Source organism: Flavobacterium sp. (assembly GCF_031409475.1).
Lineage (GTDB): Bacteria > Bacteroidota > Bacteroidia > Flavobacteriales > Flavobacteriaceae > Flavobacterium.
In genome coordinates, this window is record NZ_JANNXH010000065.1 from 1 (window position 1) to 14438 (window position 14438).

Sequence of the window (14438 nt, forward strand, 5' to 3'; positions counted from 1 at the left end):
TTTATTCTTTTGACAATAAGTAAGGCTTTCAATAAACAAATCTTTATACTCATTTCTGGTAAAAACATCTAACCATCCAACAACGGCAAAACTAATAAAATACAAACCCTCAGGATTATGAAATTTATAATTTCTACTCATAGATACTGCTTTTTACATTTTATTGTAAATATAGAAAATTCGCCTTATCAATTACATACCACACGAAAGGATTCGTGCGGGAGCGGAGGGCATTAGCCACCATTTGGTTTTTGAAAAAGATAAATAATAAATCCAATAATTCCAGCAATAACAATTCCTATTAATCTGTATATAAAAAAATTGTCATATATATCATAAATATTTCTAACCTTTTTTATTGGGTCATTTTTTATACTTATTATTGTCAATATAATAAATGCTATTAAAATTAAAATTGTTGTTATCATTATATTTTTTTAGTAATTCCATACCTTTTGACCTATTGCGCGGAAATTTTTTCCGTGCCTAATCCAATATTCAACTAAAACAAATCTACTAAAAATCTCTATACTTTCAGAAAACTATTAGCGACCACCCAAAACAAAAAAAATCCCGATTGCTCGGGATTTCTTATAAATATATCTAAATTTTATTTCAATTTCTTTTTAATCGCAACTTCATGATACGATTCGATGATATCTCTTTCTTCGATGTCGTTGTATCCTTTAACTTGAATACCACAATCATATCCTTTTGCTACATCTTTCACATCGTCTTTGAAACGTTTCAAAGCTAATAAATCACCAGTAAAGACAACTACACCATCTCTAATGATACGCATTTTGGCATTTTTAACAATTTTACCATCCATAACCATTGAACCTGCAATAGAACCCACTTTAGATATTTTGAATATCTCTCTAATCTCTGCAGTTCCCAGAATTTCCTCTTTCATTTCTGGAGCTAACATTCCTTCCATTGCGTCTTTCAAGTCATCGATAGCGGCGTAAATGATAGAATAATAACGAATGTCAATTTCTTCTTTGTCGGCAAGTTGTCTAGCATTTCCTGCAGGACGAACATTAAATCCAATGATAATTGCGTCCGAAGCTGAAGCTAACATAACATCAGTCTCGGTAATTGCTCCAACTCCTTTATGAATAATATTGATTTGAATTTCTGGTGTAGATAGTTTAGAAAACGAATCAGATAAGGCTTCAACAGAACCATCGACATCACCTTTAAGGATAATGTTCAATTCTTTAAATTGACCCAATGCAATTCTTCGTCCAATTTCATCAAGTGTAATATGACGTTGTGTACGAACCGATTGTTCCCGCATTAATTGGGAACGTTTAGAAGCGATTTGTTTGGCTTCTTTCTCATCAGCAAATACATTAAATTTATCTCCAGCTGTTGCAGATCCATCTAATCCTAAAACCGATACTGGCGTCGAAGGTCCAGCTACGGTTACTATATTTCCGCGTTCGTCATGCATGGCTTTTATTTTACCATGGTGTTTTCCAGCTAACATATAATCTCCAATTCGTAAGGTTCCGTGTTGCACTAATATGGTTGAAACGTATCCTTTTCCTTTATCTAAAAATGCTTCTACAACAGTTCCTTGAGCTGGCTTGTCTGGATTTGATTTTAAATCTAGAAGTTCCGCCTCAAGCAATACCTTTTCTAATAATTCTTTGACACCTGTTCCTACTTTTGCTGAAATATCATGTGATTGAATTTTTCCGCCCCAATCCTCAACAAGTAAATTCATACCTGCTAATTTTTCCTTGATTTTCTCCACATTTGCATTGGGCTTATCAATTTTATTGATAGCAAATATAATGGGTACATTTGCAGCTTGAGCGTGAGAAATGGCTTCTTTGGTTTGTGGCATGATGTCATCATCTGCAGCAACTACAATAATTGCTATATCGGTAACTTGAGCTCCACGCGCACGCATTGCGGTAAAGGCTTCGTGACCTGGTGTGTCAAGGAATGCTATTTTTTGACCGTTGTCTAATGTTACTCCGTAGGCACCAATATGTTGTGTTATTCCACCCGATTCTCCAGCGATAACATTTTCTTTACGAATATAATCCAGCAACGATGTTTTACCGTGATCGACGTGACCCATTACAGTTACAATTGGCGCTCTAAAAACTAAATCTTCTTCTTTGTCTGGTACAACCTGAATGGCTTCTTCAATATCAACTGTGATGAATTCTACTTCATATCCAAACTCATCGGCAACAATAGTTAATGTTTCTGCATCCAAGCGTTGATTTTGAGTAACCATGATTCCCAATGACATACAGGTTCCAATTACTTTTGTAATTTGAACATCCATCATGATTGCAATCTCACCAACGGTTACGAACTCAGTAACTTTTATAGTCTTACTACCTTCATCTATCGCTCTTTGCTCGTCATCTGATTTTTGACGGTGTGTATCTCTTTTATCTCTTCTATATTTAGCTGCTTTAGATTTGCCTCCTTTACCCTGCAGTTTCTCTAAAGTTTCTCTAATTTGATTTTTTACTTCTTCTTCTGTTGGCTCAACTTTTGCAACAATTGCAGGTCTTGCTCCTTTTACAAAACCAGGTCTTGATCCTCTGTTCGCATTAAAACCTCCACCACCGGTATTTGGAGTAATTTTATTTGGATTTGGCGCACCAGGAACTCCAGGTGTTGCTGGTGGTCTTGGCGCTCCCGGTTTTGGGGCAATCCTTTTACGTTTGTTTTTATTGGCATTGTTTGCTGCACTTCCAGGTGTATTTGGAACTCCTGGAACACCTGGTTTGTTGGGTGTAATTTTTGTGTCTTCTTTTTTCTTTTTGGGTTTATTAAATTGAGATAAATCAATAGTCTGCCCAGTAAGTGTAGCTCCAGATAATTTTTGGTATTGGGTTGTAAACGATTCCTCTACAGCAGGTTCTTGGTTTTCAGTAGCAGGCTTTTTAGTAGAAACTTCAACTTTCTTGGATTCTTTTACCTCAACAACTGGTTTAATCTCTTTTTTGTCTGTTAAAATTTTCTCAGGAACAGGTTCGTTTGAAACTGGTTTCTCGTCTGGTGATTTCACAGCGATTGCTTCCTTTTTTTCAACAACAACAGTAGGAATAACTACTTCTTTTTTAGGATTAAGATCAATGTTTCCTACGTGAACTGGACCAGTAACGGTGGCTCTCGCTTTGATGACTTCTTGGCTTTTGAACCTTTCCTCGTCAAGTTTACGTTTGTCTTCGATTTCTTTTTCGCGCTCAATACGCAATGCTTCTTTCTCTTTTCTCTTCTCTTCTCCTACCTCTTTTGAAGCTTCCTTATTACCTTTATCGCCAGCAAACTGACCACACAAAACATTATAAACGTCGTCAGAAATTTTTGTGTTTGGGTTCGATTCAATAGCAATACCCTTATCTTTTAGATAATCCACAGCTCTTTCTAAAGAAATATTCAATTCCCTTAAAACTTTGTTTATTCTAATAATTTTCTCTTCAGACATAAAACCTTTTTAATTTACCTTATATATTATTCCTCACACTAATTCTCATTTGGAGAGAAAAAACAAGGTTTAAATTTATTTTTAAAGAACCGATTTAGTTATCAAATTCTTCTTTTAATATTCTCATTACATCAAGAATCGTTTCCTCTTCTAGGTCAGTTCTTCTTACTAAATCATTTACATCTTGTTTCAAAATACTTTTTGCAGTATCCAATCCAATTTTTGCAAATTCTTCGATAACCCATTCTTCAATTTCGTCTGAAAACTCTGTTAATTCAACATCATCTTCATCGGCTGCTGCACCAGCAACATCACCTTCACGTATAACATCTAATTCATAACCCGTTAATTGTCCCGCTAATTTAATATTGTGACCACCACGACCAATAGCTTTAGAAACTTCTTCTAATTTCAAGAAAACTTCGGCTCTTTTTGTTTCTTCATTGATTTTAATTGATGAAACTTTTGCAGGGCTCAATGCTCTTGTAATATACAATTGAATGTTGCTGGTGTAATTGATAACGTCTATATTTTCGTTTCCTAACTCACGAACAATTCCGTGAATACGAGAACCTTTCATACCTACACAAGCACCAACTGGGTCAATTCTATCATCATAAGAATCTACGGCTACTTTTGCTTTTTCGCCTGGTATTCTTACTACATTTTTGACCATAATCAATCCATCAAAAACTTCTGGAATTTCTTGCTCGAATAATTTTTCTAGAAACTTTTCTGAAGTTCTAGACATTATTATTTGTGGTTTATTGCCTTTTAGCTCCACGTTTTCGATTATTCCACGAACATTGTCTCCTTTTCTGAAAAAATCGGATGGAATTTGTTTTTCTTTTGGCAAAATAATTTCGTTTCCTTCATCGTCAATTAAAATTACGACTCTTGGGCGAACATGGTGTACTTCGGCAGTATATATTTCTCCGATTAAATCTTTAAATTGTTTATAAAGATTGGTGTTGTCGTGTTCGTGGATTTTGGAAATCAAGTTTTGGCGCAAAGCCAAAATAGCTCTTCTTCCTAAATCAATTAATTTGACTTCTTCCGAAACTTCTTCACCAATTTCGAAATCAGGTTCTATTTTTTGAGCTTCGGTCAAAGTGATTTCTAAATGTTCTAAATCCAAATCATCATCTGCAACAATCACTCTTCTTTGCCAGATTTCCATGTCGCCTTTATCAGGATTGATGATAATATCAAAATTGTCATCTGATCCAAATTTTTTCTTCAATGCATTTCTAAACACATCCTCTAATATCGCCATAAGCGTTACACGATCAATAAGTTTATCGTCCTTAAACTCTGAAAATGAATCGATTAATGCTAAATTTTCCATGCCAACTATTTAATTAAAATGTTACTGTAACAATTGCTTCTTTTATTTCTGAATACTGTATTTCTTGTCTTTTTTGAACGGTTTCTTTACCCTTTCCAAGTTTTTTAGGTTCCCGTGCAAGCCATGACAAAATTATAAAATTATCATTAGCCTCAACTAATTCTGCTTCAATAGTTTCGGAATCTAGTTTTACTATTAAAGTTCTGCCTACGTTTTTCTTGTATTGTCTTACCAATTTTAAGGGCGAACCAACACCAACCGAAGCTACTTCTAGAGAAAAATCCTGTTCTTCTCGATCTAAATTATTTTCTAATGCTCGGCTTACTTCTATACAATCCTGCAATGCCACTCCAGCATCACCATCAATATTTACTATAATTTTAAAAGAATCCGTAATAATTAAATCGATTAGAAAAATGGAAGGTTTCTCTAATAATACTTCGTCTAATAACGTGTTTACCTTTTCTTTAAATGTCATATTTTATAAAAAGAGGCACGCTATGCGTGCCTCATTATCTAGTTTTTTAATAAATAACAGTGCAAATATAGTGCTTTTTTTTAAATTTAAAATATTTGAGTACTTATAATATGGTTACGCTTCATTTTATGTTACAATTAAATTCTCTTTTTGGGGTTTCTTAAATTGAAAATATATTTATTTCCTCAATACATTCTGATAACAAAAAGATGCAATTCACATTTTATAAATAAAAAAACCTCTCAAATAAATGAGAGGCTTTTCGTTGGTCTACAAGGACTCGAACCTTGAAAGACTGCACCAAAAACAGTTGTGTTACCATTACACCATAGACCAGCATTGCTGTTAAGCGAGTGCAAATTTAATACAAATTTTAATTTGCACAACTTTTTAATCCCTTTTTATCGAAAAAAAATTAATGCGTTTACTAATTACCAGAAAAATATTTTTCTTATTTAGTATATATACACACTTTTTTACAGCAATAGTTTTTAGAAATTTTTGTTAATGCTCTTATGGTTAACTAAAAAAACATTTTCTTTGTATCTCAAAATAAAAAAACAGCATCAACACTATGGCGGGATTTAATTTTAATAAATGGAATACAATTTTAGGTTGGTTTGCATTCGCAATTGCATTAGCGACCTTTACACTTACTGTAGAACCTACGATGAGTTTTTGGGATTGTGGCGAGTACATTGCTACTGCGGCAAAACTTGAGGTAGGACATCCTCCTGGCGCACCTTTGTATCAAATGATTGGTGCCTTTTTTGCCCTATTTGCTTCGGGTGATAATCATATTGCTTATATGGTAAATATGATGTCGGTTTTCTCGAGTGCTTTTACCATATTATTTTTGTTTTGGTCTTCGTCAATGATTTTAAGAAAGCTAATTTCAAGGTTTTCTGAAGAAAATAAAAATAACGACATCGTAATTCTTGGCAGTTCCTTTGTAGGCGCACTCGTTTTTACTTTTTCGGATAGCTTTTGGTTTAACGCCGTTGAAGCAGAGGTTTATGCTATGGCTTCCTTGTTTATCGCGTTGCTTTTTTGGTTAGGATTGCGCTGGGAACAAGACATGAACACGCCAAGAGGGAATCGTTGGTTGTTGCTTATTTCGCTTGTAATTGGACTTTCGTTTGGCGTTCACTTTATGGCATTGTTGACCATTCCATCTATTGGATTATTGTATTTTTTTAAAAACTATAAAACAGTTACAGTCAAAAATTTTATCATTGCTAATGTTGTAGTGGTTGCCGTTTTATTATTCATTTTTAAATTATTACTACCATTAACGATGGCTTTCTTTGGCAAAACCGAAGTTTTTATGGTTAATGATTTAGGATTGCCTTTTGATTCAGGATCTATTTTCGTAGCTCTAATTTTTGTGCTTTTCTTTTATTTTGGATTAAAATATACTCGCAACAAAGGCCTTGTTCATTATAATACGCTTATTTTATGCATCTTATTTATCCTCATTGGATTTTCAACATGGATGATGCTACCTATACGAGCAAATGCAAATACGGTTATTAATGAAAATAAACCTTCGGATGCTCGAGAAGTTTTGGCGTATTATAATCGAGAACAATATGGCGTTAACCCATTGTTTTACGGACCGCAATATACAGAAGCCTTCACTGGTTTAGATGCTAAAACACCTTATTTAGATGAGGCTCCAAATTTTGAAAGAGATTATAATTCAGGCAAATATGTTATTGTAAATAATTACAAAAACTCCAAACAAAATACGGATGACAATCAAAAAGCGATTCTGCCTAGATTGTGGAGCGGTGATCATGTTGAGAATTACATCAACTTTACAAATCCACCACAATTTAAATTAAATCCTGATTATCCTTACGAAGATGATTTGGAAAAATACGGGATTGACCCCAATCAACTATCAGAAGAGGATTATAATAAAGCGATTGCGCAATTAAGAAATGAAATTGAAAAAACAGTAGCCGAATTTAGACAAGCCTACGCTCAAAAACAAATTGATAATGAAGGATTTATTAAATTTTTAAAAAGTTATGGTGACTATTTAATTGTTGAAAAACCAACAACAGTAGACAATTTTACTTTTATGTTCGAATACCAATTTGGCTATATGTATTTCAGGTATTTGATGTGGAATTTTGTTGGAAGACAAAATGACATTCAAGGAAAATACGATTATCTCGACGGAAATTGGCTTAGTGGAATACCCTTTATTGATGAAATGCATTTAGGATCTCAAGATAATTTACCAACTGATGTATTGAATAATAAAGGTCGAAACGTGTATTATTTTATACCATTCGTGTTAGGTTTAATTGGCTTAATGTATCATGCTGATAAGGATAGAAAAAGTTTTTATGTATTATTAACGCTCTTTTTATTTACAGGTTTGGCTTTAAAAATTTACCTCAACGAGAGACCGTTTGAACCTCGTGAAAGAGATTATGCATTAGTGGGTTCATTCTACGTATTTGCCATTTGGGTAGGTTTTGGAGTGTATGCTTTGTACGAAAGTGCTAAAAAATATTTAGCCCCAAAAATTGCTGGACCAATACTTATTGTTGGCAGTTTATTATCTGCTCCTCTTGTTATGGCAACTCAAAATTGGGACGATCACGATCGATCTAATAAATATACTGCAGTAGCTATGGCAAAAGCATATCTAACTTCGTGTGATCCAAATGCCATTTTATTTACTATTGGCGATAATGACACCTTCCCTTTGTGGTATGCACAAGAAATAGAACACGTTAGAACCGATATAAAAATTGTTAACACCAGCCTTTTTATGACGGACTGGTATATTGATCAAATGAAATCAAAAGCATACGAATCTGAGCCTTTGCCTATTTCATTTACCCATGATCAATATGTAGGTGATAAATTAGATTATGTAGCACATGTTCAAAAAGTAGAAAGTCGCTGGGATATTAAAGATTTTATAGCTTTTATCAAAAATCCAAAATCGACAATTGATTTACAAAACGGTCAAACGATACATTTTTACCCAACAAATAAAATTAGAATTCCAATAGACAAAAACAACATTATAAAAAATAATGTAGTCGCTACAAAATACAATGATTCCATTGTGCCCTATATTGATATTGACATCAAAGGAAATGCATTGTATAAAAACAGATTGATGATGCTAGATATTGTCGCGAATAACAATTGGAAAAGACCAATGTATTTTAGCGGTGGTGCTTTTGATGATGAAGACTATTTGTGGATGAAAGATTTTCTACAACTAGACGGAATGGTTTTTAAATTAGTTCCCATAAAAAACAAGGTCAATAAAGAAGATGGACCAATGGATATGGGACAAGTTGACTCTGATAAAATGTATGCCAATATCATGAAATGGGAATGGGGAAATAGCGATAGTGATAAAATATATCATGATCCAGAAACCAGAAGAAACAGCATAACCTATCGTACAAATCTTGCTCGTTTAATGGATCAATTAATCGCTGAAGGTAACTTTGAAAAAGCTAAAAAAGTTATCGATTTGTCCTTAACCAAAATGCCTGTTTCAAAATTTGGCTATTATTCCGTAGTAGAACCTTTTGCAAAAGGGTATTATCAGGTTGGCGAAAAAATAAAAGCACAACAACTACTCCAACTATTAATTACAAAATACCAAGAAAATCTCAACTATTATGGCAATCTAAATGCGGTTGATCAAAACGATATTGCAATAGATATCATTACTGATATTGAGCGCTACCGAAGTTTGTTGAAAGTGATGAAAGAAAATGGAGATGTTCCTTTTTATAATAAGAATAGAGCAACGTTTAATACTTACATAAAAATGTTTGATCGTTTTGAGCGTGATAGAGAATAATTTTATTTAGAATACTAATTAAAGAAGTAGCGCTGTTGAAAAATGCCGCTACTTTTTTTACTATTTAAAAATCAAAAAAAATGAAATTGTATTGGATAAAAACGAATTCATTTATTAAAAAATTGTTTTCAAATTACACTTGGGATTTACCTAATAATGAGAATAAAATCTACCTCACTTTCGACGATGGTCCAACTCCGGAAATCACAGAATGGGTTTTAAATCAATTGCAAATATATAATGCAAAAGCTACTTTTTTTTGCATTGGAAATAACATCGAAAAATATCCCGAGATTTTCTCAAAAATAAACAACGACGGACATTCAATCGGAAATCACACTTTTAATCATTTGAATGGATGGAAAACTTCGACCCAAGAATATATTGAGAATGTGAATTTATGCGAAGATTCCATTTCAAATACAAAATCTAAAATCTTCCGTCCTCCTTACGGAAAATTAAAAGCAGCTCAATCAAAAAAAATACGCCAATTAGGCTACAAAATAATTATGTGGGATGTTTTGAGCGCCGATTTTGACACGACTATTTCAAAAGAGAAATGTTTGAAAAATGTACTACAAAATGTACAATCTGGAAGTATAATTATATTTCACGACAGCGTAAATGCATTTCAGAATTTAGAGTATACTTTACCTAAAACCTTGAAATACTTGTATGAAAAAGGGTTTGTTTTTGAAAAAATTATTTAAATTTGCTCTTGAACCAAGCTAATTATTGTATTCGCATCGAGTTCACCAGATTGTCTCCAAATCATCTGTCCTTCTTTATATATCATTAAAGTAGGAAGTCCTTTGATACGAAGCGCATCAGCTAATTCTTGATTTTTATCAACATCTATTTTTATCACTTTTGCCTTGTCGCCAAGCGCAGCGGCAACATCTCTAATTACAGGATGCATGGATACTGACGGTTCATTCCAATCTGTGTAAAAATCAATTAACACAGGAACTTCGGTGTTTATAAGTTCTCCAAATTTTGACATAAAACCAAAAATTTAATTTTCTAAATTGAATTAAAAAGATAATTTATTTTACAAATGTAACATTTTAAACGAATTAAGCCACATTCTTACCTTTTTTTAGTCGTATAACGGTAATTTCTGGCATAATACCTACTCTTCCGGGATAAGCATGAAACCCAAAACCACGATTTACATAAACATATCGGCCAAATTCCTCATACAATCCTGCCCATTGTTTGTACATATATTGTGCCAAACTCCACTTAAACCAACCTGGAATTTCTATCCCAAATTGCATTCCGTGTGTATGTCCACTTAAGGTTAATTGAACATTTTTTGCATGATGTTTTACTTCTTCTTCCCAATGACTCGGGTCATGACTCATCAGGATTTTAAAATCATTATCTAAAATTCCTTCCGAAGCTTTATTCAAATCGCCAATTTTTCCAAAATGCTTCCCCCAATTCTCTACACCAATCAATGCAATTGAATCAGTCCCTTTTTGGATTTTCACATTTTCGTTTAGTAATAATTTAAAATCTATTTGACGGTGCAAATCTTTTATAGCAACAAAGTTTTTTTCTTTCTCTTCTTCGGTTTTCCATTCTAAATACGCGCCATAATCATGATTTCCTAATATTGAATATTTGCCAAAAAGTGGTTTTTGTAATCTATTAAAAGTGTCAATCCATGGATGCATCTCATCGGCTTTGGCATTGACAATATCACCGGTAAACAATAACAAATCCGATTCTTGCTCGTTGACTAAATCTATGGCGTAATTTATTTTTTCGGGATTATCAAAACTCCCACTATGCACATCCGATATTTGAGTAATCGTAAATCCATCAAAAGCATCTGGCAAATCCGGAAAAAAAACATCCTGCTTGATCACTTTGTAGTTGTATCTTCCAATTGTTATTCCGTAAATCAATGACAAAAACGGGATTGCAGCCAATCCTAATCCTATTTGGCTAACAAATTTTCGACGCGAAGGCAAAAAATTAGTAGTGGTATCATATTCAACAAAATAGTTCATGGAACCTTTAATCAATCGGAAAATATCTTCGCCAAATAAAATTAATGTAATGATAATTTTAGGAAGATATAATAACAAAAACAACCCCATTGCAAATAAACTTCTTGGTGTTTGACCTACAGAACGGTCGAAATAATAAATGGAGTAAAGAACGTAAACCGATGCTAAGACACTAATTATCATATACAATTGCAAAATCCATTTGGTTTTTATAACTGTTTTAAAAGCTTGATAAGCGTAGATTTCAATAACAAATAAAACGGCACAGAAAAATAAAAAAAATACCTTCATTTTATAAAATTTTACACAAAATAACGAAGAAAGAAAACACAAAGTAGTTTTGTTAATCAATTTTTAACGTATTTGTAAAATCTTCTTCTATGAATGTTTATTTTTACATTCAAATTTTTAAAAACATGTCTCAAAAACGCCTTTTCCTTCTCGATGCTTACGCTTTAATCTTTCGAGGTTATTTTGCTTTTATAAAAAATCCTCGTATCAACTCCAAAGGCATGGATACATCAGCCATCATGGGTTTCATGAATGCTTTGATGGATGTTATCAAGCGCGAAAAACCAGATCATTTGGCCGTAGCTTTTGACAAAGGCGGAAGCACTTATCGTTACGAAATGTATCAGGAATACAAAGCGCATCGTGATGAAACTCCTGAGGCGATTAAAATTGCTGTTCCATACATTCAAGAATTACTGCGCGCCATGCACATTCCTATTATTGAAGTGGCAGGTTTTGAAGCTGATGATTTGATTGGAACATTAGCAAAACAAGCCGAAAAAGAGAATTACAAAGTTTTTATGGTTACACCAGATAAAGATTTTGCGCAACTCGTTTCCGAAAATATTTTTATGTACAAACCCGCAAGAATGGGCAACGACATAGAAATTTGGGGAATTCCCGAAGTACTGAAACGTTTTGAAATCGAACGTCCAGAACAAGTGATAGATTTTCTTGGAATGATGGGTGATGCAGCCGATAATATTCCAGGTTTACCTGGAGTGGGCGAAGTGACAGCCAAAAAATTATTGAAAGAATTTGGTTCGATGGAAAACCTTTTAGCCAATACTGACAAGCTCAAAGGTGCTTTGAAAGAAAAAATTGAAGCCAACAAAGAAAAAGGAATTTTGTCTAAAAAATTAGCCACAATCCTACTCGATTGCCCAGTTCAATTCAATGAGAATGATTACGAATTATCAAAACCAGATGTAGAAAAAACAGATGTTTTGTTCCAAGAATTGGAATTTCGCCAAATGAAAGCGCAGTTTGATAAATATTTTGGAACCGGAAAAGAATACGACGAAATCAATACCAATGACAATAGCATTGACAATGGCAATGAAAAAATAGTCAAAAAAGCTCCAGTTAAAAAATCCAATGAAGATCAATTTGATTTATTTGGATTTTCAGAGGAAGAAAGTGGAGAAACAAAATCGAGTTCGCATTATGCAACATTAGAAAACACCGAACATTTTTACCAAAGTATTCAAGGCGATTTTGCCGTGAAATTGCTTTTGCAAAACTTATTAAATCAAACTTCGGTGTGTTTTGATACCGAAACTACAGGAATTGACGCCTTAAACGCTGAACTTGTTGGAATGTCTTTTTCTTATGAGAAAGGGAAAGGATTTTACGTTCCGTTTCCAGAAAATCAAAAAGAAGCTCAGGTTTTAGTCAATAAATTCAAACCATTTTTCGAAAGTGAAACTATCGAAAAAATTGGTCAGAATATCAAATATGATTTAAAAATTCTGTCGCATTACGGAGTTTCCATCAAAGGAAAATTATTCGATACCATGATTGCTCATTATTTAATTAATCCAGATATGCGTCATAATATGGATGTTTTGAGTGAAACGTATTTAAAATATTCACCAAAATCAATTGAAGATTTAATTGGGAAGAAAGGGAAGAATCAAAAATCGATGCGCGACGTAGCTTTGGAAGATATCAAAGAATACGCCGCCGAAGATGCTGATGTAACGTATCAATTAAAACAAAATTTTAGTCCAATTCTAGACAAAGCCGAAACCAAAAAATTATTTGACGAAATCGAAATTCCGTTGATTCCAGTTTTAGCAGCAATGGAAATAGAAGGCATTAATCTTGATGTTCCATTCCTGAAATCGATGTCGGTGGAAATGGCTTTAGAAAGTAATGCATTGGAACAAAAAATATATGAAACTGCAGGCGAAAAATTCAATTTAGCTTCGCCAAAACAATTGGGCGACGTTTTATTTGATAAATTGAAAATTGGCGGAGCCAAACAAAAGAAAACCAAAACGGGTCAATATGCCACAGGTGAAGAAATTTTAAGCTATTTAGAAAAAGACAATCCCATTGTAAAAGACATTCTCGAATGGCGTCAAATGGTGAAATTGCAAAGTACTTACATTGATGCATTGCCCAATCAAGTTGACGAAAAAACAGGACGTGTGCATACTGATTATATGCAAACTGTTGCTGCGACAGGACGATTGAGTTCTAATAATCCAAACCTGCAAAACATACCAATCAGAACCGAACGTGGGCGATTAATTCGTAAAGCATTTATTGCTCGTGATGAAAATTACACCTTACTTTCTGCCGATTATTCTCAAATTGAACTTCGCATTATTGCCGCTTTATCTGGCGAAGAAAACATGATAAAAGCATTTCAAAACAACGAAGATATTCACAAAAGTACAGCGGCAAAAGTATTTAATGTGCCTTTAGATGAAGTGACAAAAGAACAACGTAGCAATGCCAAAACGGTTAATTTCGGAATTATTTATGGTGTTTCTGCTTTTGGACTTTCCAATCAAACTTCGTTATCCCGAAAAGAAGCTGCTGAGTTGATTGATGCGTATTATGCCACGTATCCAAAACTGAAATCATACATGTCCAACCAAGTGGATTTTGCCAGAGAAAATGGCTATGTGCAAACTGTTTTAGGAAGAAGACGGTATCTAAAAGACATCAATTCAGCCAATATGATGGTCAAAAGTGGCGCAGAACGAAATGCCGTAAACGCACCCATTCAAGGTTCTGCTGCTGACATTATCAAAATAGCGATGATTAATATTCACAGAAAATTAGTTTCGGAAAACTGGAAATCCAAGATGTTATTACAAGTCCACGATGAGTTGGTGTTTGATGTTCACAACTCCGAACTAGAGAAAATTCAACCCATGATTAAACACGAAATGGAAAATGCATTTAAACTAGATGTACCTTTAGAAGTCGAAATGGGAATGGGAAGGAATTGGCTGGAAGCGCATTAA

9 protein-coding genes and 1 tRNA gene are annotated in these 14438 nt (G+C 33.7%); 3 read left to right on the forward strand and 7 right to left on the reverse strand.

The genetic code is table 11. The annotated features are described in order from the left end of the window. Nucleotides 1–233: 233 nt before the first annotated feature. The 5 genes from RMO53_RS11645 to RMO53_RS11665 all read right to left on the reverse strand — a co-directional run bounded on the left by RMO53_RS11645 (nucleotide 234) and on the right by RMO53_RS11665 (nucleotide 5628). Complete coding sequence (locus tag RMO53_RS11645) at nucleotides 234–428, reverse strand: hypothetical protein (RefSeq protein ID WP_310380875.1); 195 nt, start codon at nucleotides 426–428, stop codon at nucleotides 234–236. A gap of 182 nt (nucleotides 429–610) precedes the next feature. Beyond that, nucleotides 611–3466, reverse strand: a complete 2856-nt coding sequence (gene infB, locus RMO53_RS11650; protein WP_310380878.1) for a translation initiation factor IF-2 — start codon at nucleotides 3464–3466, stop codon at nucleotides 611–613. Nucleotides 3467–3560: 94 nt separating this feature from the next. Continuing rightward, nucleotides 3561–4814, reverse strand: a complete 1254-nt coding sequence (gene nusA, locus RMO53_RS11655) for a transcription termination factor NusA (protein WP_310380882.1) — start codon at nucleotides 4812–4814, stop codon at nucleotides 3561–3563. 13 nt (nucleotides 4815–4827) lie between these two features. Then, entirely contained in the window at nucleotides 4828–5292 is a 465-nt protein-coding gene (rimP, locus tag RMO53_RS11660; RefSeq protein WP_310380884.1) for a ribosome assembly cofactor RimP, read from the reverse strand. A gap of 265 nt (nucleotides 5293–5557) precedes the next feature. Continuing rightward, nucleotides 5558–5628: transfer RNA gene (locus tag RMO53_RS11665), tRNA-Gln, on the reverse strand. Nucleotides 5629–5866: 238 nt separating this feature from the next. Here RMO53_RS11665 and RMO53_RS11670 point away from each other — a divergent pair. Continuing rightward, complete coding sequence (locus RMO53_RS11670; RefSeq protein ID WP_310380887.1) at nucleotides 5867–9142, forward strand: DUF2723 domain-containing protein; 3276 nt, start codon at nucleotides 5867–5869, stop codon at nucleotides 9140–9142. Nucleotides 9143–9222: 80 nt separating this feature from the next. Further along, nucleotides 9223–9852: a polysaccharide deacetylase family protein gene (locus RMO53_RS11675; protein ID WP_310380890.1), complete on the forward strand. Its 630-nt coding sequence runs from the start codon at nucleotides 9223–9225 to the stop codon at nucleotides 9850–9852. On the opposite strand, the gene RMO53_RS11680 is transcribed toward RMO53_RS11675, so the two are convergent. After that, a complete protein-coding gene (locus RMO53_RS11680) occupies nucleotides 9849–10145 on the reverse strand; it encodes a thioredoxin family protein (RefSeq protein WP_310380893.1) in 297 nt (98 codons plus the stop codon). The genes RMO53_RS11675 and RMO53_RS11680 overlap by 4 nt on opposite strands. A 73-nt stretch (nucleotides 10146–10218) precedes the next feature. Next, nucleotides 10219–11454: a metallophosphoesterase gene (locus RMO53_RS11685; protein ID WP_310380896.1), complete on the reverse strand. Its 1236-nt coding sequence runs from the start codon at nucleotides 11452–11454 to the stop codon at nucleotides 10219–10221. Between the two features lie 125 nt (nucleotides 11455–11579). On the opposite strand from RMO53_RS11685, the gene polA reads away from it, so the two are divergent. Next, complete coding sequence (polA, locus tag RMO53_RS11690) at nucleotides 11580–14438, forward strand: DNA polymerase I (protein ID WP_310380943.1); 2859 nt, start codon at nucleotides 11580–11582, stop codon at nucleotides 14436–14438.

What these genes read in the sequence shown, in the direction of transcription:
- RMO53_RS11685 (WP_310380896.1), bottom strand. Translation starts at nt 11,454, where the DNA reads ATGAAGGTATTTTTTTTATTTTTCTGTGCCGTTTTATTTGTTATTGAA.
- RMO53_RS11680 (WP_310380893.1), bottom strand. Translation starts at nt 10,145, where the DNA reads ATGTCAAAATTTGGAGAACTTATAAACACCGAAGTTCCTGTGTTAATT.
- rimP (WP_310380884.1), bottom strand. Translation starts at nt 5,292, where the DNA reads ATGACATTTAAAGAAAAGGTAAACACGTTATTAGACGAAGTATTATTA.
- RMO53_RS11675 (WP_310380890.1), top strand. Translation starts at nt 9,223, where the DNA reads ATGAAATTGTATTGGATAAAAACGAATTCATTTATTAAAAAATTGTTT.
- polA (WP_310380943.1), top strand. Translation starts at nt 11,580, where the DNA reads ATGTCTCAAAAACGCCTTTTCCTTCTCGATGCTTACGCTTTAATCTTT.
- RMO53_RS11670 (WP_310380887.1), top strand. Translation starts at nt 5,867, where the DNA reads ATGGCGGGATTTAATTTTAATAAATGGAATACAATTTTAGGTTGGTTT.
- nusA (WP_310380882.1), bottom strand. Translation starts at nt 4,814, where the DNA reads ATGGAAAATTTAGCATTAATCGATTCATTTTCAGAGTTTAAGGACGAT.
- RMO53_RS11645 (WP_310380875.1), bottom strand. Translation starts at nt 428, where the DNA reads ATGATAACAACAATTTTAATTTTAATAGCATTTATTATATTGACAATA.
- infB (WP_310380878.1), bottom strand. Translation starts at nt 3,466, where the DNA reads ATGTCTGAAGAGAAAATTATTAGAATAAACAAAGTTTTAAGGGAATTG.